Origin of the sequence: Pseudundibacterium arcticum (genome assembly GCF_042646465.1) — a bacterium.
In the GTDB taxonomy this organism is placed as follows: Bacteria; Pseudomonadota; Gammaproteobacteria; order Burkholderiales; family Burkholderiaceae_D; genus Undibacterium_A; species Undibacterium_A arcticum.
Genome location: NZ_JBHRTP010000033.1, coordinates 1 through 23,556 on the forward strand (window position 1 = coordinate 1; position 23,556 = coordinate 23,556).

Consider the following 23,556-nt stretch of genomic DNA (forward strand, 5'->3'; position numbering starts at 1 on the left):
AGTCACTGCTACGGCACAAATGGTAAATTCTCCTTGACGATTGACTCAGGGCGAAATATAGATAGTCCGTTCAGTATCTACCATGGTAAGACCAATGCGGAGAGCCACGCGTCGCGCGGCACCACTTTCGCTCTTTCCTTCTTCTTCAGTTTGCCGAAGGTGACCCTGGGAGCGCGCGACCGGTTTCGAGCAGCGTCTTGAGATTCGAAAGAACCTTCGGCCAGCCGCCCGATATGCCCGCGAGCATCTGGGGGTCGCGCTCGAGGTCCTCATGCGTGACCGTCAAACGAACGAGCCCGTCGCTGTGCGGCTCGATATCGAATGCAACACGTGAATGTTTCGATTCGTCCTCGGCATCGTTCGGCCTGGCCCATGTGAAAACCAGGCGGCGTGGAGGCGTGCTCTCGACGACCTTGCCGACAATGTTGACCGTGCGCGCATCGTCCAGGCGTTGGTGCTCCCATCGAGAACCGGGCCTCCAATCCGACAGGTTCACATTTCCAGGGCAATCCGCATTCAGACCACACCAGTACTTGCGCATCACGTCTGGGTCGACCAACGCCTGCCACACCTTCTCCGGCGTCGTCGCGATGTAGGTCACGTACACGAAATCAGGTTTTGTCATTGTCATCACCTTCCAGTTTCTTCTTGAGGTCGCGCAACGCATCGAGGCGGCTGCGCTCGAACTTTGCGATCCAGCGCGTGTGAATCTCGTGCAGCGGCACAGGGTTGAGGTAGTGGAGCTTTTCTCGACCCTGCCACACGATGGCGACAAGGTTTGCTTCCTCGAGCTGTTGCAAGTGCTGTGTCACGGCCTGCCGTGTCATGTCCATGTGCTCACAGAGTGCTGTCAGCGTCTGGCCGTTCTCGCGATGCAGCAGGTCAAGCAGGCGCCTGCGGCCCGGGTCAGCCAGCGCCTTGAAGACTTTGTCGATGTCCAAGAGCCTTTCAGTTCCAGTTGTCGATCTTGATGTCGTTGGGGTTGGGAGCACCTTTCCCGGTTTCCAGAAGCGACTTCAAGCTCATCAGAAAAATCGCCCACTTGGTGCTGCAGTGGTGCATGAATTCCACCGGCTCCTTCCAGTCCTGGTGTTTGAAGAGGACGATGGAATATTCGCCATCTTGTTTGAGCTCCCAACTGATCTTGGTGCCGATCCATTCTGCGGGCCCGTCGACCACTTGCCATAGCACACGCTTGGCGGGATGAAGCTCAAGAACCTTCATGTCGAAGCCGCCGACGTCGGAGCCGCCGGCGCTGAAGCGGAACACTCCGCCGACTTTGCTTTCCCCTTGCGTGTTGTTCGTCCACCAGGCGGCAAGGCCGTCACGCGTGCTCAATGCTTTATAGACTTCATCCAGGGACGATTTAATTCCGACTCTGTGCAGGATATCCACCATGATTTCTCCTTACGGGTTGATCGAAACGACTGCGTGCGTTGTCATGGAAAAAATCTCCTGGCGTCAGCCGTCGCATTGAAGACCTTTTCCGATATCCATTATATGCAAGCATTTGCTTGCATATCAAGCGAAAAAACGCTGCCGTACGGCGTCTCCAGGCCGAACGCGTAGTGCTCGAAAATCGGCAGCACGGCGATGGCATTGCTGATACGCCCACTCGGCCTGCCTGGCGGGCGCCAGACTTCTGGCCGGGAGTGTGAGCTCGCGCACCGAACTCGAAGGGCGGCTTACATCGGCAGAGCAGACATTGACGACTGGAAGTCAACTACGGCAATGGGTCGCGAAGCGCCTTCTGATTGTCGGGCGCTTGGCCGCCAACTCCGGACCTTCGCGCACACGACCAATATGTTGTTGCCTTTGCAATTTTTCCCCAGCACGGACTATCTGGGGTCGTTTCAGAAAACGGAAATATCGCGCTTGTCCGCCAGCAACTTTGCTTATGGAGCAATTGCCCGATTGCGTAATGTGCGGCGGTAAGCGCCAATCGCGATGGCGAGCGCGACGACGATCAGAATCTCCGCGACTGCGAACGTGATACGCATACCGGCGGCAATGGCATCGGGACGCGCCATTGTGATGTTGATCGTCGCCGATGCGAGCGCGAATACTGCGCCCATAGCAGACGCACCGGTAATGAGTCCGAGATTGCGTGACAGGCTGAGCATGCCGGAAATGACGCCGCGTTGGTCAGGGCCGATATCTGTCATGACTGCGGTGTTGTTGGCCGCCTGGAACAGTGCATAGCTGGCGGTGATGCAGACGATGGGGGTGATGTATCCAGCTATGCCGAATGTCGCTGGTACGAAGGATAGAACGAGGCAACCGGCCGCTATTCCGATGAGCCCAGCGATGGTCATGCGTTGTGCGCCAAAACGGTCCACTATGCGGCCCGCCGGCACGCCGGTCAGCGCGGCGACAAGCGGGCCGACCGATAAGACGAGTCCAACAAGAGCGGCTTCGAGCCCGAGCGCACGAGAGAGATAGAACGGTCCGACCACCAGGGTCGACATCATCACCGTCGAGACGAGCGTGCTCATGGCGAGGCTCGCACTCAGAACTGGATTGCGGAACATCGCCAATCGGATCAAAGGTGATGCGGCTTTTGCCTCCGCCTTTTCCTCGATTCGCACGAAAAGGGCGACTCCGAGGACGGCTGCCAACAGCAGAGCCATGTTGAGCGCACCGAATCTGCCCCGTCCGATTGTCATGGCAAGCGCATAAGCCGCGAGCGTAAGAGCAAGCACCAGCATGCCCGTATTGTCGAAGCTGGCCCCGAAGCTGGCCCGACCTGCCTTCGGTTTCTGGCGATCAACGGGCAGGTAACGATGCGCGAGAAGAAAATTCAGGATACCCAGCGGAACGTTGACGAGGAAGATCGCACGCCAACCGAGACCGGCGATCAGAAGGCCGCCGAGCGATGGGCCCAGGGTGGTGCCAATCGCGGACATCGTTCCGAGCAATCCCATGGTGCTACCGGTCTTTTCTTTTGGAACCGTCTCACTGACACACGCCATGGTGAGAGCCATCATGACGGCTGCTCCGAGGCCCTGCGCCGCCCGGGCGGCAATTAGAAACCAGAGCGTGGGGGCGACGCCGCACAGTACCGAGGCCACTGTGAACAGGACGATTCCGGCAAGGAGCAACCGGCGGCGGCCGGTGATGTCACTGAACCTTCCGACGCCGACGATCAGGGTGGTGATGGCAAGGAGATAAGCGAGGACGATCCACTGGACTGCCTGGAAGGAGGCGGTGAACGCTTGTGCCAACGTCGGCAAGCCAGCATTGGCGATGCTGGTATCAAGCGAGGGCATCAACATGGATAGAGAGAGGCTGGCCAGCGCCCAGCGAACCGACGGAGTGCCTGCCACGCTTCCGGCACTTCCAGCTACTACCTCATCTCGTTTTGCAATGATAGTGTTCAAAATGAACTCCGCTTTTTTGGCAACTCTCGAAATGGAGCTATCCGAATCATGCCCTCTTGTTTGACATGGCGGAAGACGCACCATTTGCACTTTATTCGTGCGTTTGACGCCATATCAAAAACAAATTGCGCTAAAATCAACGCATGTCGACCCCAGATTTCAACTTGCTTGTCACTCTTGATGCGGTGCTCGCAGAAGGGAGTGTTGCGCGCGCAGCCCAACGGTTGCGGCTTAGCCCGTCGGCGATGAGCCGCGCGCTTGCGCGATTGCGAGAGACGACAGGCGATCCACTGTTGGTCAGAGCCGGACGAGGTCTCGTTCCCACACCCCGAGCGCTCGAACTGCGCGAGCGGGTCAGCCAGCTCGTTCAGGATGCAGAAGCGGTTCTCCGTCCTGCCGAGAAGCTCAACCTCAAACAGCTCGTCAGAACGTTCACGCTGCGTACCCGCGAAGGCTTTGTTGAGAACTTCGGACCGGGTCTCATTGCTCGCGTCGGCGAGGAGGCTCCTGGCGTGCGGCTCTGCTTCGTGCAGAAACCAAACAAAGAGAGCACGTCTCTTCGCGACGGGACCGTCGATCTGGAGACTGGCGTGGTGGGGAAGACGACTGGTCCGGAGGTTCGTGCACACGCGTTGTTCAGGGATCGTTTCATTGGCGTCGTGCGAATGGGGCACGCGCTGAGCGAGGGCAAGATCACGCCTTCCCGTTATGCGAGAGGCAGGCACATCTGCGTCTCGCGGCGGGGTCTCGACAAGGGACCGATTGATGAAGCCTTGCAACCGTTCGGGCTGGAACGGGAGATCGTCACGATCGTCGGTAGCTTTTCGACCGCACTGGCGCTAGCTCGCGCCTCCGACCTGATCGCTAGTGTTCCCGAACGCCAAACCGGAAACCTGCGCGCTGGAATGCATAGTTTTCCCCTTCCGGTCCCCGCGCCGGAGATCACGATTTCATTGCTCTGGCACCCGCGGCTGGATGCCGATCTAGCGCATCGCTGGTTGCGCGGCCTCGTTCTGGATACCTGCGCGGCGATCCGCTGAAGGGGTAAGTCTCCCGCAGTCAGAGTGCTATAGCGTGGACATAGTGGTGGAGCAGGGAATTAGCGCGGCATGCCGCGCCCCTGCGTAACGGGCCTGCCTTGTAAGGCAGGCTTCCGTTTCCCGAGCGACAAATCTTCATTTGCGAGGGCTGCAACCGGCTTAGCGTGCTTAAATTTCCGTTTTCTGAGACGACCCCTATCTGAATGAACGAATCGAAAAAGCCGTCTATGTCTCGCTGGATGATCTTTGGTTTTGTGGCCATGGGAGTCGCTTCCCTTGGTGGCTTAGCGGCCATGATCGCAATCGGCATTGACAAAGTTAGATCGGGCAAAGGATTGGATACATACCAAACAGCTTGGCTAGTGGAGTTCAATTACGTCGGTATGCTGATCTTATTTGGTGCGATTGCAGTGGCCCTTGCCATTGCTGGACTATTGAGGTTCGTCGATTACAAAAAGTCGCGTGATTTTGAACGAAAATATGGTATCGAGAAGGACGGGGGTTAATCGAGTACCCCTTCCATCGCGCCGGTCTGTTTGGAATTCATTGAACTTTAACCCGGCCCTAGATAAGGTCGAACATCAATATGGCGGAACTAATTTGGAAAGCTTCAATGCAGTATTACTCGCGATCGGACGAGGCTGCGTTCTTCGGATGGCTTAAGTCGATCCCAGGCGCAACTCATATGGAGGGACATGGCCGGGAGCTTGTGATCCTCCTTCGTTCAACGCGTGTTTCCGCGGCAAGTCTTCGCGAGCTAATTGCTTTGTACAAGCGATATGATGGAAATATGTCAGAGTTGGCACAGTTCGCAAACAAATCGAATTCCAGTTGGTTTCAAGCTCCGTCTGCGTACTGGTACAAGGCAACATTTGGAAATTGAAGTGACATTCAATTGCGAGTTGAACGACCGCTCTTGAGAAGCGTGACCGGCGGCAATGGGTCGTTTGCAGCTGGTCGCGGCTGCTCTTAATAAGCCGGTGCCACTTGGTGTTCGATCAGAGTAAGGTTGTCCCGGGCATTGTGCGCGCTTGAATTCTATGCGGAGACAAAGCGACGGTTTGTCTTCGACTTTGCCTCTCCTTACCTGGACGATCTAGAACCATTCCCTAGCTGCGCACTGTCCCAGACTTCAATGGCAAAGAACACTAAGAGCAAGTTGTTACTGCAAGCCGCTACAACATGACCGGCTTGTTCGACAGCTGGTTAGCGCGGCCGCCGTCGGCCGGCATCTGTGCTTTCAGCAGGGCGTTGAGCTGAGCCAGCGCGTCCACGACGCTGTCGTGATACGCGCCGCGTGCAAAGCCGTGTGTCATGGTCTGGCAGACCGAGTGCCAGTCGCCACGTGAGACCAGTCGCCCGACCGCGCGATCGGCCACGATCTCGACTTTGTGATCGGCCAGGTTGATATACAGCAGCACGCCGCAGTTCTCTTCGGTATCCCAGATCCGGTAGTGGGAAAACAGTTCGACCGCGCGCTGGCGCGACGTCAAATGCTGCAACACCATATGCGTGGGGAGTGCCGGTTCGACGATTAGCCTGACTTCGGCGCGATGCAGTTGCTCGCCTTCCGCAATCGCGGTTTCGATTGCTTTCAGCGTCGCCGCGGGAAACACCTTGCGACCGGCCGCCGACGTGGTGAACCAATGCTTGCATAGCCGTGACAATGTATTCATTACCAGTCCCCCGATGCGCCGCCGCCGTCGAAACCACCGCCACCACCGGTAAAGCCGCCGCCGGAACTTCCTCCGCCACCACCTCCGCCAAACCCGCCGCCAAACCCGCCGCCGCCGCGACCGACGCTATTGGCGAGGACGCTGCCGAGAATCACGCCGGCCGTATTGCCCCAGGCGCCGTGCGACAACGCATTGCCACGCGGCCCGCGCGAACGCGCCAGCGCGATCACGACCAGAAACGCGAAGAACAGGATCGGCAGCCACGAACCCAGGTTATCGCCATGGATGGCGCTGACAGCCGGTTTGGCCGGCGCCGGGAAGTGCTCCTGGTCGAGCAAGGCGGTCAGCGCGGTGACGCCGGCCGTCAAGCCGCCATAGAAGTCGTTCTGGCGGAAATGCGGTGCGATCACATCCTGCAGGATGCGTTTTGACTGGGCATCGGTGACCGTGCCTTGCACGCCGCGCCCGGTTTCTATCCTCAGTCGCCGCAGTTCTTTCGGATTGTCTTTGGCGACCACCAGGATCACGCCGTCATCGACGCCCTTGCGTCCCAGCTTCCAGGCGTCGGCAACCCGGATGCTGTATTGCTCGATCACCTCCGGCGCGGTGCTGCTGATTAGTAGCACCGCGACCTGATTGCCGGTACGGGCTTCGTAATCCTTCAGCACATTGTCCAAGGCAGCGCGCTGGGCCGGATCGAGCAGGCCGACCTGGTCCATCACATGCGCGCTGAGCGGCGGAACCGGCGCGAATTTGGGGACCTGCGCCTGTCCCTGTGCCTGTGCCTGCGCCGGGTAGGGCGCCAGGCACAGCAACAGTGCGAACAATCCCGATAGCTGGCGCAGAAAGCTCATGGTGGGCTCACGTGGTGACAATGGAATCGGCTTACTTGCCGAAACTGACGGTCGGCGCCGATGAAATGGCCTTCTCGTTCTCGACCGTAAACGTCGGCTTGACGTTGTACTTCAGCACCATCGCGGTCAGATTGCTCGGGAAGCTGCGCGCCAGCACGTTGTAGTCCTGCACCGCGGCAATGTAACGCTGGCGCGCGACGGTGATGCGGTTTTCAGTGCCCTCCAGTTGCGACTGCAGATCGCGAAAGCTGGTATCGGCCTTCAACTGCGGATAATTTTCCGACACGGCCATCAGGCGCGACAGCGCGCTCGACAGTTCGCCCTGGACTTGCTGGAATTTCTTGAATGCTTCCGGGTCGCTCAATACTTCCGGCGTGATCTGGAAACTGGTGGCCGCCGCGCGCGCCTTGGTCACCGCTTCCAGCGTCTCCCTTTCGTGCGATGCATAGCCTTTGACCGTGTTGACCAGATTCGGAATCAGGTCGGCGCGGCGCTGGTACTGGTTGACCACTTCGCTCCAGGCCGCCTTGATCGCTTCATCCTTGGTCTGGAATTCATTGTAGCCACAGGCGGAGAGGGTCGAGGCGAGGGCGATGATGGCAAATGCTTTGATTAATCTGGCGGGGTATTGTTTGAACAACTGCATCATGGCGATTTCCTCTGGTGGTTCGATTTGGAATTATTGAGGTGAAACGATGGCTCCGCGAGAACATTTACTCCGGCGTGAATTCTTGGCGCAACGATAACATATTGACGGTCGGCCGGGATATCGGCTTGCGTCCTCGCCGGCGCCGACTTTTGGCAGGCCGGCCAGTCGCCGTTTGCGTTCCAAACGCCGGTGCCGACTTGGCGGCGGGTTAAAATACGGGTTCCGCACCGCATCGCGGCGTGCTCCCTCCAATATCTCGTCGATCACCAAAAACAATGACCTTCATCCAGAAACTCGCTGCCGCCTGGCAGCAGAACGATACGCTGCTGTGCGTCGGCCTCGACCCGGACAGCGCCAAATTGCCGGCCCCGCTACAAGGCCAGCCAGACGGCATCTATACCTTCTGCAAGGCGATCATCGATGCCACGGCCGACGTTGTGTGTGCCTTCAAGCCGCAGATCGCCTATTTTTCGGCGTTGCGGGCCGAAGACCAGCTGGAAGCGCTGTGTGTTTACCTGCGCGCGACCTATCCGCAGATCCCGATCGTGCTGGATGCCAAACGCGGCGACATTGGCGCCACCGCCGAGCAGTATGCCCGCGAAGCCTATGAACGCTATGGCGCGGATGCGGTCACGCTCAGCCCGTATATGGGGTTTGATTCGGTCGCGCCGTATCTGGAATGGAAGGATCGCGGCGCCATCGTGCTGTGCCGTACCTCCAATGCGGGCGGCTCCGACCTGCAATTTCTGAAAGTCGACGGCCAGCCGCTGTATCAACATGTGGCGCGGATGGTGGCCGACAAGTGGAATACCAACGGGCAGTGCGCCTTGGTGGTCGGGGCCACCTTTCCCGAGGAGCTGGCACAGGTGCGCGCGATCGTCGGCGACATGCCGCTGCTGGTGCCCGGCATCGGGGCGCAGGGCGGCGATATCGCGGCGACGGTGAGCGCCGGAAAAACGGCCAACGGCACCGGCATGATGATCAGTTCGTCACGTGCGATCCTGTATGCGGCTCCGGATGCGACTACGGGCGAGGACTTTGCGATGGCGGCGCGGCGGGTGGCGTTGCAGACGCGGGCTGCGATCAATCAGTTCCGTCGCTAGTGTAGTGTTTCATTCTTGATGGAACAAATAAAAGAGATGGATTTTCGTGCCAGATTAGGCGCAAACCGCAGCGATAGCGAGCTATCGCGAGGATTTGCAACGACATATGGTGCGAAAAGACGCGCTTTTATGTTGCGGCAAGAATGAAACACTACACTAGGCTGCAGGCACAGCCCATCAAGCCACTGCCAGCCGCCATAGCGACGTCAATTCCGCCGCGCGCGCCGCGTGCAACGGTCGCGCCGTTGCTGACTCAGGACACTAGCCGATGATTCTCCCGGTGCGGTCGACGGCGACCACTTCAGAGAAACGCGAGCCATGGTGGCCGCCACCGGCGAAGTTGACGTTGTAACCGCCGAGATCGAGGTTCAAGCCAGTCAAGGCCTTTTTAAAACTGGCCCTGGTGAGGCCATCGCCTTTGATTGCCCGCGCCGCCTCGATAGCGACCAGGCCCACGATGTAGCCCTCGAGGCTGGTATAGCCGATGCGCGCACCACTGCCGAGCGCAGTGATATCCTGCTCGCAGCGCTTGACCAGCGAGATTGTTGCCGATCTGGGACGTGGTACCACCTGTGCCATGATGATACCCCGCCCCAAGGTCGTCATCTTGTCAATGAGCGCCTGTCCCGCGAACGACGATGCAAAATAGAATCCCGCATAGCCGCGCTTGGTCAGGTGCTCGGTCAAGCTGACGATAGGTGCCGAGTTAGTCGTGAACAAAATGCAATCCACCTTGGCCGCCAGAAGTTTTTCCGCGTCGGCATCAAACGATTTGGCGTTGCGGTCGAGTGCAATCGTTTCTGTGGGTTTGATGCCTGCTGCGCCGAGTGCGCTCGCCATGGCCGCCTGGTTGGCTGGCGAGGTGTCTTTTAGGTAGACATAGCCGATTCGGCGCATACCGAATTCCTTCACGAAGGCCACCAGCTTGGCGTACTCGTCATCGTAACCGGCGCGAACGTGGTAAGGCATGCTCAGTTCCTTGTTTCGGATACCCATGTTGCCACTCGCCGTACCCAAGAGCACGATGCGCGCCGCTTCAATGGTCGGCAATGCTGCCTCTGCTCCGGCGCCGCTGGTGAAGCCCACCAGGGCCGACACACCCGAGTCAATCAGACTCTTGGTGTTTTGTTTGCAGCGCTCGCGATCGCCGCCATCATCGAGCGTCACCAATTCGAAGCGCGGGCCTTTCCCGCCATCGGACTTGGCGGCCGATGCGAACGCAGCGGCGATGCCGTCGCGCACGTCTTTGCCATAGCTTGCTTGCGCGCCAGTCAGTGACGCCGATTGCCCGAACTTGACGACGGCAGATTGAGCATGAGCATCTTTAAACAATCCTCCAATCATACTGCTCGCCAATAAGGCTGGGGCTGCGGACAATAGGTCTCGACGTTTCATGTTATTTAATCCTAAATTTAAAAAGGGTTTTCCATCCTGCGCGTAGCAAAGCAATTTCTTGCTCGATGCTCTATCCCGCCTCATCGGGAAATTTATCGCGCACGGATGTTCGAACTAAAGCGAATTCAAGTGCGCAGCATTGTTTTGTTATAAATTCTCTGCCCCATCATGGGGACAATAGGGCACTCTTGACACTATGCTTGCTGTCCAATTGGCGCGGCGCATAGTGCAGGAATGTTTTGATCACAAATTCACCAAATAATAAACACCGGCTGCGCATGCGGCAATGCAAATGAATGCGCGCAGGCGCATCTGCCACGAATCGTTGGCGGCGAGTGCATCACCTTCACTGATTTTATCGCCAGTAATCATCGGTATGATCAGATCTTCTTTCTTCCTGACGTAGTAGTAAATGATGGCTGCGACATGCAAGCCAACTAATGCATAGATCAAGTTGCCGCTTACCTGCGCGTGGAACCAGCTGAGCTTATCAGACACGTCCTTGCTAATGAATTTCGCCAAGGGTCCTTCGCTGGCAATATCATCATTCGCAAATAATCCAGAGGCGGTCTGCATGACTATCACACCCAGCATTGCAAATACTGATAGGCCACCGAGCGGAGTATGCCCGAGATGTTTTTCTTTGGTCACGCCTTTCCGGCTCGATACAAAGGCGAGGATGGCGGAAGGGGCATGCAAAAAGTTTGAGAAGCGTGCGTAGCGTGTTCCGATCACGCCCCAAAGGAGTCGGAATCCGACCAGAGCCAGCGCCAAATAGCCAAAACGAAAATGCCACTCGATCGCGTTACCGCCAATTTTTTCGGTAACCAGGGCAGTGATGACAGCCACCGCTAACGCCCAGTGAAACAAGCGAATGGGTAAATCCCAAACACGCATTTTCTTCATTTCTTACTCCTTCAATTTCGCTTTGCCTGTGTCTGACGTTCACGCCTCGACCGTGGATTTGTCGAATGGCATGTCAGATTTGACCACGGCGCCGACGCGATTGATATGTGAGCTTAATACCTTAAATGCGGCTTGCCGGTATTTGACTGCATCATCGACCCTGGCAAATTGAGCTTGCGCTGACACAGGAGCGGCAATCAAAGTGCTTAACAAGATATTGGCGAGTAGACGTTTCATGCTAAAGCCGGTTTTTGGAACGAGACACTTATGTTTTCATGACTGCATACTTATTGATTACGAGGGGCTTGGGTGCGCTCCCATTCCCGTGCGGCATCGACTAATTTCTCGAATGCGCCGCCTTTGTCCAGCAATACCTGCTCGAGCTGCGGATCAAGTGTCTTTTCAATGCCTTGTTCGTCCAGAGGCATCTTTTTTTCACGTACCGATTTTAATACGCGATGGATTTCCATCGACGCGTGTGCCGGCGATTGCAGCAGTACGAGTTTTTTCATTTTATCGGGATTATTCGGCACATGGCAGGACAAACACTGTGACTCGCGCAGCGTAATGGCAAACTCGCGATACGATTGATCCAGTTTTTGCTTGTACGGATTATTCTCGCGATACAGTCCATCGAACAAGGTGACTGCAGGCTGAGTTTTGCCATGTTCATCGGTCCACAGCCATTTGCCGTCAAATGCCGGGACGGTCGCTTTGGCAGCAGGGTACCCGGGTACCACTTCGCCAAATATAGAAAACTGTGCGAATCGCAGCTTGCTGGTGTTAGGGTCGATCCACAACAGCATCGTGTTTGCATTTTCGTAGGTATTCCATTTCGCGGCATCGTGCCAGAACGGGTACGGAAATTGTCCCGGCTGTAGGCGATTGCGAAACACCACCCCTAATGTCGCCAGATAGAGCTTCTCGCGCTCGTTGTAGGTCACCTTGTATTTTCCATCGAACATGAACAGCGGCATATACAAGCCAGCGAGGATTTCCGGCGCAAACTGCGTCAATGGGGTTTCCTTCAACGTCATATTCGGGTCTCGCTGTCGTCCCCACAACACCACCGGCAGCATCATTTGCTTGATAAGCGAATCATCGAACATGGCTTGACGGCAAAGATCGAACGCGCCCTGGCTAGCAGGATCAGACAATGGACAAACCTGCTTCAATTCATTGGCAATCTTGCCAACGGCTTGTTCGATTTTTTCCCGCGTTGCAGCTTCTGCCGCTATCGCTGCATTGGCAGTGGCGCCGAGGATCAAGGCGGCGCTCCACATGGCGCGCAGATAGCGCTGCACTTGAATTGACTTGAAACGCGGACGCTGCAGCTTGCTGATTTTTTTCACAAGGAGTCCTTAGTAATGTTTGTCCAGTTTCCCGGTGCAGGGTCAAATGCCATTAACGCCAGAGCCGTCCGTATATTCAGGAACCGTCCGATCGCCTGGAAGCCGAATGGATATTCGATCTCGGACGGTTGTTTGTACAACTCGGAGTGATAGCAAATCGACAAATGCGTCATTGCTGCAATGGCTTCCTTGTACCAGATTTATAACACATGAGTTGCCGCAAGGCAATTTCACCTTGGGCGGGTGTGCACACCCTAAAAAGGGTCCAAAACGGTTCTGAACACGCAGATCGCATCGCTAGGAAAAGAGCTGGTGGTTGACGAATGACTGCCCCTGGCTGCAGGCCGCCCTTGAATGTCAATTGCGTCGAAGCTTGATCCATTTTTTGCGCCGAGCCGTGCCCCCATTGTTCTTGCCTTACACGACGATGGCATCGAGCAGGGGAGGTTTTTAACAGCGCGTCAATTTTTGACGACAGGTTGCAGAGAGGTCGGTCAGCAATGCAGACCTCAAGCCACCGCCAGCCGCCATAGCGACGTCAACTCCGCCGCGCGCGCCGCGTGCAACGGGTCGCTCGCATCGCTGACCTTGGGATGCTGCGGCTTGACATCGATCCGGCCCAATACTTTCAAACCGGCGGCGTCTATCATCGCCATCAACTCTGCGCGCGGCCGCAGACCCAAATGCTCGGCCAGATCCGACAGAATCAGCCAGCCTTCGCCGCCTGGTTCCAGATGCGCCGCCAAACCGCCGAGAAATCCGCGCAACATGCGGCTGTCGGGGTCGTAGATTGCATGTTCGATCGCTGAGCTGGGTCGCGCCGGCAGCCATGGCGGGTTGCATATTATTAGCGGTGCCCGTCCGGGCGGGAACAGGTCGACCTGTAACAACGCTACTTGATGATCCAGCTTGAGTCGCGCCAGATTGTCCCGCGCGCAAGCCAGCGCGCGCGGGTCCTGATCGGTCGCCACCACGTCTTTGATGCCGCGCCGTGCCAGTACCGCGGCCAGTACGCCACTGCCGGTGCCGATGTCGAACGCCAGCGAAGCTTGCATCGCGGGCAGCGGCGCGTCGGCCACCAGTCCGACATACTCGCCACGCACCGGCGAGAACACGCCGTAATGCGGATGGATGCGCTGGCCTAGCGCCGGAATGTCGACGCCGTTCTTGCGCCATTCATGCGCACCGATCAGGCCGAGCAACTCACGCAGCGAGGCGACAAACGGACCGGCCGGCGCGCCGTATGCCTCGTTGCAGGCCTGGCGCACGTCCGGCGCACGCCGCAGCGGAATACGGAAGTCCTGCTCGAACGGCAGCAACAGCATCGCGAGTACGCGCGCGCGCTGCGCCTGCGCTTGTCGATGCAGATGGAAGGCCTCCGTCGGGGAAGGCGTGGGTGCTGCGATTTTTGCCGGCTTGCGTGGCGCTCGATCGATGCGTCGTGCCAGCGCCTGCAACAGCTGGCGTGCATTCTGAAAATCACCGCGCCATAGCAGCGCGGTGCCTTCGCACGCCAGTCGATACGCGCTGTCGGCCGACATCTGATCGTCGGCGATGACGACGCGTTTCGGCGGCGGCGCGCCGTTTTCGGAATGCCAGCGCGCGGAGCGGGACTGGCCTGCCTCGATCCAGCTAATGGTGGGGATATCGTTCACTACAGGCTCACTCGGGATCAATCAAAAACAATGGGCCGGCCACACTGGTCCAATTGTGGCCGGCCCGCTGTACACTATTATCGTGGAGTATATCGAAATTTATGTTTAAATCAGTGCGGTAATTAGTATGTTTTGCAGGAGTATATCCTGTTTCGCTGCTGAAAAAGGTGTGTGGGTTCAGTTCTGTTCCAGAAACCGCAACAAGCCCTGCAGCGCGTGGCGTACCGTTTGTTCGCGTACCGCCTGGCGGTCGCCGGCAAATACCAGCCGCTCTGTATGCGTCGCGTCGTCGCCCTTGGTCCAGCCGAAACAGACGGTGCCGACCGGCTTGCCCGGCACTGCGCCGCCCGGACCGGCGATGCCGGTGGTCGACAGCGCGACATGGGCGTTGCTGTTGGCGAGTCCGCCTTCGGCCATCGCCGCCGCGATTTCTTCGCTGACGGTGCCGTGCTGCGCAATCAGCGCGGCGGGTACGTCGAGCATCTCGGTCTTGGACGCGTTGGAATAGGCGATGAAACCGCAGTCGAACCAGTCAGATGAGCCGGCGATCTCGGTGATCGCCTGCGCCACGCCACCCCCACTGCAGGATTCTGCGGTCGTCAGCAGCAGCCCCTTGGCTTGCAAAGTGCTACCAACTTGCGCCGCCAGATCGATGATATTGTCCATTGCATCCCCTCCGAAAATTAGATAACGCGCCACAGTGCCAACAGCAGCAGCGTATAAAACGCCGCCAGAATATCGTCCCACATTACACCAAAACCGCCCTTCATATGGCGATCAAAATAGCCAATCGGCGGCGGCTTCAGCATGTCGAAAAATCGGAACCAGACAAAGGCCCAGAACTGGGCCCAGAATCCGGCCGGCATCACCAGCAGCAACACCAGCCAGAATGCGATGATCTCGTCCCACACCATGCTGCCATGGTCGGCCACGCCCATATCGCGCCCGGTTTTGTCGCAGGCCCAGACACCGATGCCGAAACCGGCTGCGATGATGATGAGCCAGTTCAGCGGGGTAAACAATTGCGGCCAGCGTGCCGTCAGCAGCACGAAGCTGAGCCAGCCGAGCAGGGTGCCGGACGTGCCGGGCATGATTGGCGACAAGCCGCTGCCGAAACCCTGTGCCACCAGATGCGCTATGTGCGACCGCATGAAACGGGCATCCGGCATGACTGCCCTGGCGCCATGTCCGGTGCTTGGTTCTGGCTCGAGTGGGGTCATGGCGAGCTGAAATGATCGAAAGAAGAAAGTTGCAGGGTCAACGCGGCACCGGCGCTGTCCATCAGGCGCAGGCCGGGGGCGGCGTCGATGCTGCCGATGCGGGTGACAGCAGTATCGGCGCTGTGCGCGGCGGCCAGCACCGCTTTTCGGTGCTCGCTCGGCGCAGTAAAGCACAATTCGTAATCGTCGCCGCCGGCCAATGTGAAGCGACGTCGCAGATCCAGCGGCTGATGCGACAGCATCGGGCCTGGCGGCAGCGCATCGACATCAAGCGTGGCGCCGACCCGCGAGCGCTGCAGAATATGTCCGAGATCGCCGCTCAGGCCATCCGATATATCGATCGCCGCATGCGCCACTCCGCGCAAAGCCAGACCCAATCTGACGCGCGGCGTCGGCGCATGCAGGTGTCGCGCCGCCGCCACTAGCGTGGACGGATCCAGCACGATTTCATTGCGCAAGCCGGCCAGCGCCAGGCGCGCCTCGCCCAGCGTACCGGAGACCCAGATATCGTCGCCGACCTGCGCCGCATCGCGCCGCAACGCCAGACCGGGCGGGACTTCGCCAAACACGGTGATGCAGATATTGAGCGGTCCCTTGGTGGTATCGCCGCCGATCAGCTCGCATTGATGCGCATCGGCCAAGGCCAGCAAACCTTCGGCAAACGGCTGCAACCATGCGGCGCGGGCTTGCGGCAGAGATAACGCGAGTGTGAAGGCGACCGGTGTCGCGCCCATTGCGGCCAGATCGGACAGATTCACGGCCAGGCATTTGTGGCCGAGCTGCGCGGGATCGGCGTCAGGCAAGAAATGCCGGCCCTCGATCAGCATGTCGGTCGAGATCGCCTGCAGCATGCCGGGTGTCGGCGTCAGCAGCGCGCAATCGTCACCGACGCCGAGCGTGGCGTGGCGTGGCGGGCGGGTGAAGTATTGGGCGATCAGGTCGAATTCGGACATTTTGCTTTTTAGCATTTTTAATCCATTTCTTGTCCATCAATGCTTGTCGAATGGGACTGTTGTGAAAGGAATAATCGTGATTATATGATGTCAGGTGCGCCAGCAGGCGCGCCGACCTTATACCCAGAGCGAGCACGCTGCTGATGCAAGCGCGGAGACGCTGAAACGGGAATAGGGTCGAGCCGCGGGGGAATGATTTCCGCTGGATCACGAAGGCCGCTGCAGATAGTCTGTTTTCATCCGCTAAGCTTGCAGAAGCTGCGCGGTTGCAGCACTCGACAGGTCCGTTTCGTCGGCGCATGGGCTCGGTGCGGCAGCGCACAGACCTTGCGATTTTTCCTGGTTATCTTGGTCGCATACTTAACCAGGAGGAAAACATGAAATCGACCCACACCATCAGTGCATTGATGCTCATCGTAACGACGGGTCTGGTTGGCTGTGCGAGTAACAGTCCACAACAGACGTCGACCTCCTATGCAACGCCCTCCCAGTCCAACACCAGCAGCTATGGCGCGATCGAGTCGATTCAGGTAACGCGCCCAGCGAACAACAGTAGCGGCACCGGCGCGATAGTCGGCGGCCTGGTTGGCGGCTTGTTGGGCAATCAAGTTGGCAGCGGCAATGGCAGGACCGCAGCGACTGTCGTCGGCGCCGTTGGCGGCGCTGTGGTGGGCAACAATGTGGAACAAAACAAGAACGCGCAGGCGCCGGATATGTATCAGATCCGCGTACGCCTGGATAACGGCGACAGCACGACCGTCGCGCAAAGCAGTATTGCCGATTTGCGCGTCGGCAATCGCGTGCGTGTCGCCGATGGGCGCGTCTACCGTTACTAAGCGTGCCGTGATCTGCGCCACGCCAGTGTTCAAGCGAGAGGGGCTGGAATTTTGACCCATCAACACGATCGAATATCGGTGCGTCCTGCCTCGGCCTGATGGAAGCTGCGGTGATTTCCCGTCAAGTTCAAGGAGCTGCGCCGCTTATCAGGAAGCCATGGCCGAATGCAAGCAGGGCGAGCGCGCCACTCGCGCAGTGTGCATGCAGCAGGCGCGCTCAATATTTGAACAAGACCTTGCTGACGTCAGGCAGCAAATGCAGGCGCCGCGGCGCTGACCCATGCGCCGGTAAATGAATGTGCTTGCGGTCGGCTCGACTTGGAACCGATGATCAGCCATCGATTCAAGTTGGACCAGACCGAGCAGGCCATGCGTTATTCGGACACCAGCGCGTTGGTGGGTTGAAGGTCGCGATCACAGCTTGATCCGACCTTGATGGTTGACGTTCCAACAGTCTGGTGTGGCCGAAATACACCATATCACCGTAAATCCGTCATTGCTTGCAGCAAGGAAACAGATGCGAGAGAATAGGCTCTCGCATTGCATTTCATGCATCCAGCCATTTCCGTGGCCTCGGGCCACTCTTTCCTTTAAGGTCTTACATGAATCGTTTAGAACTCGCTGAAAAGATTGCAACCAAACATGAGCTGTCGAAAGCTGAGGCCGCGCGCATCATTGCGACTATCACCGAGACCATTGTTGCCACCGTCAAGAAAGGCGATACGGTTGCTATCGTTGGCTTCGGAACTTTCAGGCAGGTTAGCCGTGCCGCGCGTGCAGGATTCAACCCAAGTAAGGGCACGAAAATCAAGATTCCGGCCGGAAAAGTCCCGAAGTTCGTGGCGGGCGCAGGCTTCAAGGACGCGGTCGATCCGAAGGCAGCCAAGCGCAGAGCGGCGAAGTGAGGCGCGCACTCGAGAGAGTGCGCATGCGCTGAGTATCAAGCAAAGCCCCGGGCCATCGCGCCTGGGGACACCGTCTGAAGTGTTAAGAGTCCAACTGCCTGAACTTGGCGTCCACGATGGCACGGTGAATCGTTGCACTCCACCCCGCACCTTGTCCCGCGTGAAATTCTATCCGCGATGGCAACGACAACAACGCGTTGGCGGCTCGGACATTGTTCGTGTCTGATCCATTTTCTGCCGCGCACCAGCGACCGCGTCGCACGCGGACGCCGTCAGCATCAACCTCAACGTCAACGTCAACGTCAATCAACATCAACCGCGTGATCAGTGCGGCCCGTCGTCCAGCAATACCGCGCTCCCCTGTCGTCGCGCCGCATCCTCAAGCCACTGCCACCTTTCCCAACTGCGCCAGCAATCCCTGCCGCACCACAGATTCCTGCGGCGCCACACCGAAACCTTGCATCACGCCTTGCGCATCGTAAAAGCGCGAGATGGTGCGGCTGCCTTCCTGTTCGTGTTCCCAGCGTCCGGCTGCGACGGCGTGCTGCGGCGGCGCTACCAGTGCCAGCGGATAGCTCGGGGTTTTGACCAGCACCGGTGATGGTTTCAGGTCGATCGCGGTGATCTGCCCGGTCAGGGTGCGCGCGATGGCGCGCGCGGCGGCCATCAGCGGCGCGATATAGGGCAGGATGCGAGTGCTGCCCTGGCCGCCATCTTCGGCCGCGTATTCGGCACAGTCGCCAAACGCATAGACATCCGGCGCACTGGTGCGGCCGGTGGCGTCGATCAGGATGCCGCGGCCGATGGCGAGCTGGGCCGCTTTTGCCAGCGTCAGGTCGGCACGCAGTCCGACCGCCGACAGCACGATGTCGGCGCGCAGTGCGCTGCCGTCGGCCAGCGTCAACTGCAGTCCGTGCGGGTCGCGGTCGAGTCGGACTGCGGTGGTGCCGAGCCGCAAAGCAATGCCGCGAGCCATCAAGGCTGCTTGCAATCCCTCGGACAGTGCCGGTGTCGCCAGCGCGGCCAGCGGCAGCGGGTTGGGATCGATCAGCGTGACCGTGTGGCCGGCGCCGCGCAGATCGTCGGCGAATTCGCAACCGATCAGGCCTGCGCCCAGGATCGCTACATGCACATGCTGCGCGTGCTGCCCATCGATACTGTCGCCCACCGGTCCGGCGATGGTGGCGATCTGCTGGCGGAATACGGCATAGTCGCTGACATGGTTGACCGACAGTACTTCATGCGCGGCGTCGCCCGCCATTGGGACACGGATCGGTTGCGCGCCGACCGCGAGCACCAGTTGTTCGTAGCCGAAGCGGCCGGCCGTGGTGTCGATGAGCTTGGCTGCCGTGTCGATCGCATTGACGCGGGTGTTGGCCAGCACTTGGGCATCGATTTGCGCGGCCATCTGCGCCGCAGACTGGGATACCAGTTGCGTCGCCTGCTTGTTTTGTGCGAACGCGTTCGACAGCATCGGTTTGGAATAAAAACCGCCATCGTCGGCGGTGATGATCATCAATGATGTTGTTTTGTCGAGCTTGCGCAGTTCACGCGCCAGCGTATAGCCCGCGAGTCCTGCGCCGATGATGATGATCGGGTTCATGCTGCATCCCTTTACGTGAGTTTACTGCTGCGCGGTTGAATGTCGCGGCGGGCGGACCCGCCGGGTGCTGTGGGTCAGATCTGCGCCATCTCGAAATCTGCCTTGGCGACGCCGCAATCCGGGCATGCCCAGTCGGCCGGGATGTCGGCCCAGCGGGTGCCGGCAGGGATGCCGTCTTCCGGCATGCCGATCGCCTCGTCATAGATGAAGCCGCATACGATGCATTGGTAAGTATTCATATTGTTTCCTTGTATTGGTATTCGTTTAGTCGGCGCTGGTTTAGTCACCGCTGGTTTAGTCAGCTATATGGCCGCGGCCTTACGGCCGGCGCCTGGTATTAGGCCGGATTCAAGGCCGCGTTCAGTGCCTGCAACACGTCGCGGTAGTGATTCGCGTGTCGTTCCTCGACTTTGGCCAGCGCGCCGAAGCGTTTGGCCGCGATTTCCAAGGTGCGCTTGAAGTTGGCGGCATGTTCCTTCGATTCGGCGATCTGCTCGTCGTATTCGGCGACAGCAGCATGGTTACCTTCCTCCACCGCAAGATGGCGGAACTTCGGATACATCTCGGTGTATTCATAGGTTTCGCCTTCGATGGCGATGGCCAGTGCCTTGGCCGGTGTCATTTGCGTTTTCGGGTATAGCAGGTCGAGGTGGCCAAAGGCGTGCATCACTTCCTGCTCGGCGGTCGCCTCAAAGGCCTTGGCGACATCCTCGGCGCCGGCTTCACGTGCCAGTTTAGCGAAATAGCGATACTTGATATGCGCCATCGATTCGCCGGCAAAGGCCGATTCGAGGTTTTCGATGGTAATCGATTTGCCTGTGGATTGTTGGTTTGCCATGTTGCTCTCCTGTTGGTGGTCTGCAGTGCTCTGGTCCGTTGCATGATTGCAAGCGGCATGGAGTGAATCATACGCAACAGCCATAAATTAATAAAATTGATTGTCTATATAAAATTGATAGTGTTTTGCATTGTTATCAGGTAGGGCAGTAGTGCACAAAACATCATAGGTTATGCTCAAAAGTAATAGCTCAAGTACTAATACGTATAAGGTTAGAGGAATCACTCTGATAAAATCAGACGCTTGCAAAAGTACAGAAACGGTGCCGGAGCGCATCGCGCCGCTGAGATATCGCGGCTATTTCCCTTTTTTTATCGCAGTTAACATCAAGCATTCAGACAGGAAGGCCGCCAGCATGGATTCGCAATCAGATCAAAAACAGCAACAGCGCCAACAACTGCGTCAGGCCGCGCTCGAATATCACGAATGTCCGACCCCCGGCAAGATCAGCGTCACCCCCACCAAGCAACTGACCAATCAACGCGACCTGGCCTTGGCGTATTCGCCGGGCGTCGCGGCGCCATGCGAAGAGATCGTCGCCGATCCTGCCGCTGCCTTTAAATACACCGCGCGCGGCAATCTGGTTGCCGTCATCACCAACGGCACCGCCGTGCTGGGCCTGGGCAACATCGGCCCGCTGGCATCGAAGCCGGTGATGGAAGGCAAGGCTGTGCTGTTCAAGAAATTTGCCGGCATCGACGTGTTCGATATCGAGATCAACGAGTCCGATCCTGATAAGCTGGTCGACATCATCGCGTCGCTGGAACCCACCTTCGGCGGCATCAATCTGGAAGACATCAAGGCGCCGGAGTGCTTCTACATCGAGCGCAAATTGCGCGACAAGATGAAGATCCCGGTGTTCCACGATGACCAGCACGGTACCGCGATCATCGTCGGCGCGGCGATTTTGAACGGCCTGAAAGTGGTCGGCAAGGATATCAAGCAGTGCAAACTGGTCGTCTCGGGCGCCGGCGCCGCGGCGCTGGCCTGCCTCGATCTGATCGTCGATCTCGGCTTCCCGATTGAAAACATTTTCGTCACCGATCTGGCCGGCGTGGTCTACCAGGGCCGCACCGAGCTGATGGACCCGGACAAGGCGCGCTTCATGCAGGACACATCGGCGCGCACGCTGGCCGAAGTGATCGCCGGCGCGGACATCTTCCTCGGCCTGTCGGCCGGCGGCGTATTGAAGCCCGAGATGGTCAGGGCCATGGCGGCCAAGCCGCTGGTGCTGGCGCTGGCCAATCCGACCCCGGAAATCCTGCCGGAAGAAGTCAAGGCGGTGCGCGACGACGCCATCATCGCGACCGGCCGTTCGGACTATCCGAACCAGGTCAACAACGTGCTGTGCTTTCCATATATCTTCCGCGGCGCGCTCGACTGTGGCGCGACCACGATTACGCGCGAGATGGAAATCGCGGTGGTGCATGCGATTGCCGAGCTGGCGCAAGCCGAACAGTCCGATATCGTCGCCACCACCTATGGCATCAACAACCTGGCATTCGGCCCCGAATACATCATCCCGATGCCGTTCGATCCGCGCCTGATGATGAAAATCGCGCCGGCCGTGGCGCAAGCCGCGTTCGAGTCCGGCGTCGCCGCGCGTCCGATCGCCGACCTGCAGGCTTACACCGAGCGCTTGCAGCAGTTCGTTTATCACAGCGGCACTTTCATGAAACCGCTGTTCCAGATCGCCAAGCAGGCGCCGTCCGCGAAAAAGCGCATCGTATTTGCCGAAGGCGAGGAAGAGCGCGTGCTGCGTGCGGTACAAATCATCGTCGATGAAAAACTCGCGAAACCGATCCTGGTCGGCCGTCCGGCTGTATTGCAGCAGCGCATCCTGAAATTCGGCCTGCGCCTGACGCCGGACGTCGATTTTGAAGTGATCAATCCCGACTACGACGAGCGCTATCGCGATTACTGGCAGACTTATCACCAGATGGCGTCCCGCAAGGGCATCACCGAGCAATACGCAAAGCTGGAAATGCGCCGCCGTCACACGCTGATCGGCGCGATGATGATCCACAAGGGCGATGCCGACGGCATGATCTGCGGCACGTTCGGCACCACCAACCTGCACCTGAACTACATCGACCAGGTGCTGGGTAAGCGCAACGGCGCCAATGTGTATGCGGCGATGAACGCGCTGGTACTGCCGGATCGGCAACTGGTGCTGGTCGATACCCACGTCAACGAGAACCCGACCGCCGAACAACTGGCCGAGATCACCATCATGGCGGCCGACGAGATGCGCCGCTTTGGCATCCTGCCGCGCGCGGCCTTGCTGTCGCATTCGAACTTTGGATCCAGTAACAGCGAATCAGCGCAAAAAATGCGCGCGGCGCTGGCGATCGTCCAGAAAAATGCACCGGATCTGGAAGTCGATGGCGAGATGCACGGCGACACCGCGCTCACCCCCAAGCTGCTGAAAGCGGTGATGCCGAACTCGCCCCTGAAAAGCGACGCCAACCTGCTGGTGATGCCGAACATCGACGCCGCCAACATCGCCTACAACCTGCTGAAGGTAACCGCCGGCAACGGCATCGCGATCGGGCCGATCCTGCTCGGCTGCGCCAAACCGGTGCACGTCCTGACCCCGTCGGCGACCGTGCGCCGGATCGTCAACATGACCGCGCTGTGCGTGGTCGATGCGGTGGCGCAGCGGTAAGCCGATCGACAACAGCGCGACGACGGTTTTGCCCATCGTCCGCTGTCGGTGCCGCCATCGTTTGGCGGCACCCTTCGCGCGCGTTTGACAACAAGAAGCCCGTCCTGTTTTGGTCGGGCTTTTTTATTGGTGCGCCCGGCAGGGCGCACCTACTTGGAGGTGAAAGTCCTCTACTTGCCCGACAAGGGGAAGAGTTAGCGGAAGGCAAGGGTGTCGCGGGCGACTGCGAATCTGAAGGAAGCCGGAAGCAAAGCGCTGGCCTGACGGGGACGCCGAGTCGAACAGGAAGCGGATACGGGGCGGCGTAGCCGGGTGAGATGTCCAATTTCATCGAAGCCCGATACTTGTACGGAAGGCTACGGCGTATATCCGACAGGCATAAGCGTGAAGGTGGGTGCGCAATACCCGGGGAGATCTGCATGCGTGCCTTGTGCTACCGACATCGAGAGGTGTTGGGATGCGCATGCCATGCAGAAGTCAGCAAACGGCATAGTAGGTCGAGGACGAGGCGGCGAGCCGGAGA

General features: G+C 58.6%; 24 protein-coding genes. 6 read left to right on the forward strand and 18 right to left on the reverse strand.

All coding sequences use genetic code 11. The features are described 5' to 3' along the window. Positions 1 to 145 precede the first annotated feature (145 nt). The 4 genes from ACFOFO_RS11825 to ACFOFO_RS11840 form a co-directional block, all read right to left on the reverse strand. Positions 146 to 625 carry an SRPBCC family protein gene (locus ACFOFO_RS11825; protein WP_390331591.1) on the reverse strand — a complete coding sequence of 160 codons (480 nt, stop codon included), beginning with the start codon at positions 623 to 625 and terminating at the stop codon, positions 146 to 148. Continuing rightward, the gene (locus ACFOFO_RS11830; protein WP_390331596.1) at positions 612 to 935 is read right to left on the reverse strand and encodes an ArsR/SmtB family transcription factor; all 324 of its coding nucleotides are present in this window, start codon (positions 933 to 935) and stop codon (positions 612 to 614) included. The genes ACFOFO_RS11825 and ACFOFO_RS11830 overlap by 14 nt, the downstream gene beginning before the upstream one ends. 13 nt (positions 936 to 948) lie before the next feature. Continuing rightward, on the reverse strand, positions 949 to 1,398 hold the full coding sequence (locus ACFOFO_RS11835; protein ID WP_390322727.1) for an SRPBCC family protein: 450 nt from the start codon (positions 1,396 to 1,398) through the stop codon (positions 949 to 951). Between the two features lie 497 nt (positions 1,399 to 1,895). After that, positions 1,896 to 3,275 carry an MFS transporter gene (locus ACFOFO_RS11840; RefSeq protein WP_390322728.1) on the reverse strand — a complete coding sequence of 460 codons (1,380 nt, stop codon included), beginning with the start codon at positions 3,273 to 3,275 and terminating at the stop codon, positions 1,896 to 1,898. 248 nt (positions 3,276 to 3,523) lie between these two features. Here ACFOFO_RS11840 and ACFOFO_RS11845 point away from each other — a divergent pair, with 248 nt between their 5' ends. After that, the gene (locus ACFOFO_RS11845; protein WP_390322729.1) at positions 3,524 to 4,420 is read left to right on the forward strand and encodes a LysR family transcriptional regulator; all 897 of its coding nucleotides are present in this window, start codon (positions 3,524 to 3,526) and stop codon (positions 4,418 to 4,420) included. Between the two features lie 203 nt (positions 4,421 to 4,623). Then, complete coding sequence (locus ACFOFO_RS11850; protein ID WP_390322730.1) at positions 4,624 to 4,926, forward strand: hypothetical protein; 303 nt, start codon at positions 4,624 to 4,626, stop codon at positions 4,924 to 4,926. Positions 4,927 to 5,595: 669 nt separating this feature from the next. Here the strand turns inward: ACFOFO_RS11850 and ACFOFO_RS11855 are convergent. The 3 genes from ACFOFO_RS11855 to ACFOFO_RS11865 are packed head-to-tail and all read right to left on the reverse strand — an operon-like array spanning position 5,596 to position 7,596. Beyond that, complete coding sequence (locus ACFOFO_RS11855) at positions 5,596 to 6,096, reverse strand: TPM domain-containing protein (protein ID WP_390322731.1); 501 nt, start codon at positions 6,094 to 6,096, stop codon at positions 5,596 to 5,598. Next, positions 6,096 to 6,950, reverse strand: coding sequence for a TPM domain-containing protein (locus tag ACFOFO_RS11860; protein WP_390322732.1), 855 nt, complete (start codon positions 6,948 to 6,950; stop codon positions 6,096 to 6,098). The genes ACFOFO_RS11855 and ACFOFO_RS11860 overlap by 1 nt, the downstream gene beginning before the upstream one ends. 31 nt (positions 6,951 to 6,981) lie before the next feature. Further along, positions 6,982 to 7,596 carry a LemA family protein gene (locus ACFOFO_RS11865; RefSeq protein WP_390327902.1) on the reverse strand — a complete coding sequence of 205 codons (615 nt, stop codon included), beginning with the start codon at positions 7,594 to 7,596 and terminating at the stop codon, positions 6,982 to 6,984. Positions 7,597 to 7,874: 278 nt separating this feature from the next. Between ACFOFO_RS11865 and pyrF the strand changes: the two genes are divergently transcribed. After that, positions 7,875 to 8,702, forward strand: a complete 828-nt coding sequence (gene pyrF / locus ACFOFO_RS11870) for an orotidine-5'-phosphate decarboxylase (RefSeq protein WP_390322733.1) — start codon at positions 7,875 to 7,877, stop codon at positions 8,700 to 8,702. A 261-nt stretch (positions 8,703 to 8,963) separates the two neighbouring features. Here the strand turns inward: pyrF and ACFOFO_RS11875 are convergent, their stop codons facing one another. From ACFOFO_RS11875 to thiL, 8 genes are all read right to left on the reverse strand, one after another. Then, complete coding sequence (locus tag ACFOFO_RS11875) at positions 8,964 to 10,181, reverse strand: ABC transporter substrate-binding protein (RefSeq protein ID WP_390322734.1); 1,218 nt, start codon at positions 10,179 to 10,181, stop codon at positions 8,964 to 8,966. A 159-nt stretch (positions 10,182 to 10,340) separates the two neighbouring features. Further along, positions 10,341 to 11,003 carry a cytochrome b/b6 domain-containing protein gene (locus ACFOFO_RS11880; protein WP_390331592.1) on the reverse strand — a complete coding sequence of 221 codons (663 nt, stop codon included), beginning with the start codon at positions 11,001 to 11,003 and terminating at the stop codon, positions 10,341 to 10,343. A gap of 39 nt (positions 11,004 to 11,042) precedes the next feature. Continuing rightward, a complete protein-coding gene (locus ACFOFO_RS11885) occupies positions 11,043 to 11,240 on the reverse strand; it encodes a hypothetical protein (RefSeq protein ID WP_390322736.1) in 198 nt (65 codons plus the stop codon). A gap of 50 nt (positions 11,241 to 11,290) precedes the next feature. Next, the gene (locus ACFOFO_RS11890; RefSeq protein ID WP_390322737.1) at positions 11,291 to 12,355 is read right to left on the reverse strand and encodes a hypothetical protein; all 1,065 of its coding nucleotides are present in this window, start codon (positions 12,353 to 12,355) and stop codon (positions 11,291 to 11,293) included. Positions 12,356 to 12,864: 509 nt separating this feature from the next. Beyond that, positions 12,865 to 14,010, reverse strand: a complete 1,146-nt coding sequence (locus tag ACFOFO_RS11895) for a methyltransferase (RefSeq protein WP_390322738.1) — start codon at positions 14,008 to 14,010, stop codon at positions 12,865 to 12,867. A 177-nt stretch (positions 14,011 to 14,187) separates the two neighbouring features. Further along, a complete protein-coding gene (locus ACFOFO_RS11900) occupies positions 14,188 to 14,676 on the reverse strand; it encodes a CinA family protein (protein WP_390322739.1) in 489 nt (162 codons plus the stop codon). Positions 14,677 to 14,693: 17 nt separating this feature from the next. Then, a complete protein-coding gene (locus ACFOFO_RS11905) occupies positions 14,694 to 15,230 on the reverse strand; it encodes a phosphatidylglycerophosphatase A family protein (RefSeq protein WP_390322740.1) in 537 nt (178 codons plus the stop codon). Beyond that, positions 15,227 to 16,198: a thiamine-phosphate kinase gene (gene thiL, locus ACFOFO_RS11910; RefSeq protein ID WP_390331593.1), complete on the reverse strand. Its 972-nt coding sequence runs from the start codon at positions 16,196 to 16,198 to the stop codon at positions 15,227 to 15,229. Before thiL ends, ACFOFO_RS11905 begins: the two co-directional genes overlap by 4 nt. Before the next feature lie 362 nt (positions 16,199 to 16,560). Between thiL and ACFOFO_RS11915 the strand changes: the two genes are divergently transcribed. Both ACFOFO_RS11915 and ACFOFO_RS11920 read left to right on the forward strand, forming a co-directional pair. After that, entirely contained in the window at positions 16,561 to 17,019 is a 459-nt protein-coding gene (locus ACFOFO_RS11915) for a glycine zipper 2TM domain-containing protein (protein WP_390322742.1), read from the forward strand. 602 nt (positions 17,020 to 17,621) lie between these two features. Next, entirely contained in the window at positions 17,622 to 17,924 is a 303-nt protein-coding gene (locus ACFOFO_RS11920; protein WP_390322743.1) for an HU family DNA-binding protein, read from the forward strand. A gap of 379 nt (positions 17,925 to 18,303) precedes the next feature. On the opposite strand, the gene ACFOFO_RS11925 is transcribed toward ACFOFO_RS11920, so the two are convergent. The 3 genes from ACFOFO_RS11925 to ACFOFO_RS11935 form a co-directional block, all read right to left on the reverse strand. Continuing rightward, positions 18,304 to 19,527, reverse strand: coding sequence for an FAD-dependent oxidoreductase (locus tag ACFOFO_RS11925; RefSeq protein ID WP_390322744.1), 1,224 nt, complete (start codon positions 19,525 to 19,527; stop codon positions 18,304 to 18,306). 74 nt (positions 19,528 to 19,601) lie between these two features. After that, positions 19,602 to 19,766 (reverse strand): rubredoxin, encoded by a 165-nt coding sequence (locus ACFOFO_RS11930; protein ID WP_390322745.1) that lies wholly within the window; start codon positions 19,764 to 19,766, stop codon positions 19,602 to 19,604. A 98-nt stretch (positions 19,767 to 19,864) separates the two neighbouring features. Next, the gene (locus ACFOFO_RS11935; RefSeq protein ID WP_390322746.1) at positions 19,865 to 20,365 is read right to left on the reverse strand and encodes a rubrerythrin family protein; all 501 of its coding nucleotides are present in this window, start codon (positions 20,363 to 20,365) and stop codon (positions 19,865 to 19,867) included. A gap of 355 nt (positions 20,366 to 20,720) precedes the next feature. Here ACFOFO_RS11935 and ACFOFO_RS11940 point away from each other — a divergent pair, with 355 nt between their 5' ends. Beyond that, positions 20,721 to 23,033 carry an NADP-dependent malic enzyme gene (locus ACFOFO_RS11940; protein WP_390331595.1) on the forward strand — a complete coding sequence of 771 codons (2,313 nt, stop codon included), beginning with the start codon at positions 20,721 to 20,723 and terminating at the stop codon, positions 23,031 to 23,033. The last annotated feature ends 523 nt before the right edge of the window (positions 23,034 to 23,556 follow it).

What these genes read in the sequence shown, in the direction of transcription:
- ACFOFO_RS11925 (WP_390322744.1), bottom strand. Translation starts at nt 19,527, where the DNA reads ATGAACCCGATCATCATCATCGGCGCAGGACTCGCGGGCTATACGCTG.
- ACFOFO_RS11900 (WP_390322739.1), bottom strand. Translation starts at nt 14,676, where the DNA reads ATGGACAATATCATCGATCTGGCGGCGCAAGTTGGTAGCACTTTGCAA.
- ACFOFO_RS11940 (WP_390331595.1), top strand. Translation starts at nt 20,721, where the DNA reads ATGGATTCGCAATCAGATCAAAAACAGCAACAGCGCCAACAACTGCGT.
- ACFOFO_RS11905 (WP_390322740.1), bottom strand. Translation starts at nt 15,230, where the DNA reads ATGACCCCACTCGAGCCAGAACCAAGCACCGGACATGGCGCCAGGGCA.
- ACFOFO_RS11880 (WP_390331592.1), bottom strand. Translation starts at nt 11,003, where the DNA reads ATGAAGAAAATGCGTGTTTGGGATTTACCCATTCGCTTGTTTCACTGG.
- ACFOFO_RS11930 (WP_390322745.1), bottom strand. Translation starts at nt 19,766, where the DNA reads ATGAATACTTACCAATGCATCGTATGCGGCTTCATCTATGACGAGGCG.
- ACFOFO_RS11920 (WP_390322743.1), top strand. Translation starts at nt 17,622, where the DNA reads ATGAATCGTTTAGAACTCGCTGAAAAGATTGCAACCAAACATGAGCTG.
- ACFOFO_RS11935 (WP_390322746.1), bottom strand. Translation starts at nt 20,365, where the DNA reads ATGGCAAACCAACAATCCACAGGCAAATCGATTACCATCGAAAACCTC.
- ACFOFO_RS11845 (WP_390322729.1), top strand. Translation starts at nt 3,524, where the DNA reads ATGTCGACCCCAGATTTCAACTTGCTTGTCACTCTTGATGCGGTGCTC.
- ACFOFO_RS11915 (WP_390322742.1), top strand. Translation starts at nt 16,561, where the DNA reads ATGAAATCGACCCACACCATCAGTGCATTGATGCTCATCGTAACGACG.
- thiL (WP_390331593.1), bottom strand. Translation starts at nt 16,198, where the DNA reads ATGCTAAAAAGCAAAATGTCCGAATTCGACCTGATCGCCCAATACTTC.
- ACFOFO_RS11855 (WP_390322731.1), bottom strand. Translation starts at nt 6,096, where the DNA reads ATGAATACATTGTCACGGCTATGCAAGCATTGGTTCACCACGTCGGCG.
- ACFOFO_RS11835 (WP_390322727.1), bottom strand. Translation starts at nt 1,398, where the DNA reads ATGGTGGATATCCTGCACAGAGTCGGAATTAAATCGTCCCTGGATGAA.
- ACFOFO_RS11860 (WP_390322732.1), bottom strand. Translation starts at nt 6,950, where the DNA reads ATGAGCTTTCTGCGCCAGCTATCGGGATTGTTCGCACTGTTGCTGTGC.
- ACFOFO_RS11865 (WP_390327902.1), bottom strand. Translation starts at nt 7,596, where the DNA reads ATGCAGTTGTTCAAACAATACCCCGCCAGATTAATCAAAGCATTTGCC.
- ACFOFO_RS11885 (WP_390322736.1), bottom strand. Translation starts at nt 11,240, where the DNA reads ATGAAACGTCTACTCGCCAATATCTTGTTAAGCACTTTGATTGCCGCT.
- ACFOFO_RS11875 (WP_390322734.1), bottom strand. Translation starts at nt 10,181, where the DNA reads ATGAGGCGGGATAGAGCATCGAGCAAGAAATTGCTTTGCTACGCGCAG.
- ACFOFO_RS11825 (WP_390331591.1), bottom strand. Translation starts at nt 625, where the DNA reads ATGACAAAACCTGATTTCGTGTACGTGACCTACATCGCGACGACGCCG.
- pyrF (WP_390322733.1), top strand. Translation starts at nt 7,875, where the DNA reads ATGACCTTCATCCAGAAACTCGCTGCCGCCTGGCAGCAGAACGATACG.
- ACFOFO_RS11850 (WP_390322730.1), top strand. Translation starts at nt 4,624, where the DNA reads ATGAACGAATCGAAAAAGCCGTCTATGTCTCGCTGGATGATCTTTGGT.
- ACFOFO_RS11840 (WP_390322728.1), bottom strand. Translation starts at nt 3,275, where the DNA reads ATGTTGATGCCCTCGCTTGATACCAGCATCGCCAATGCTGGCTTGCCG.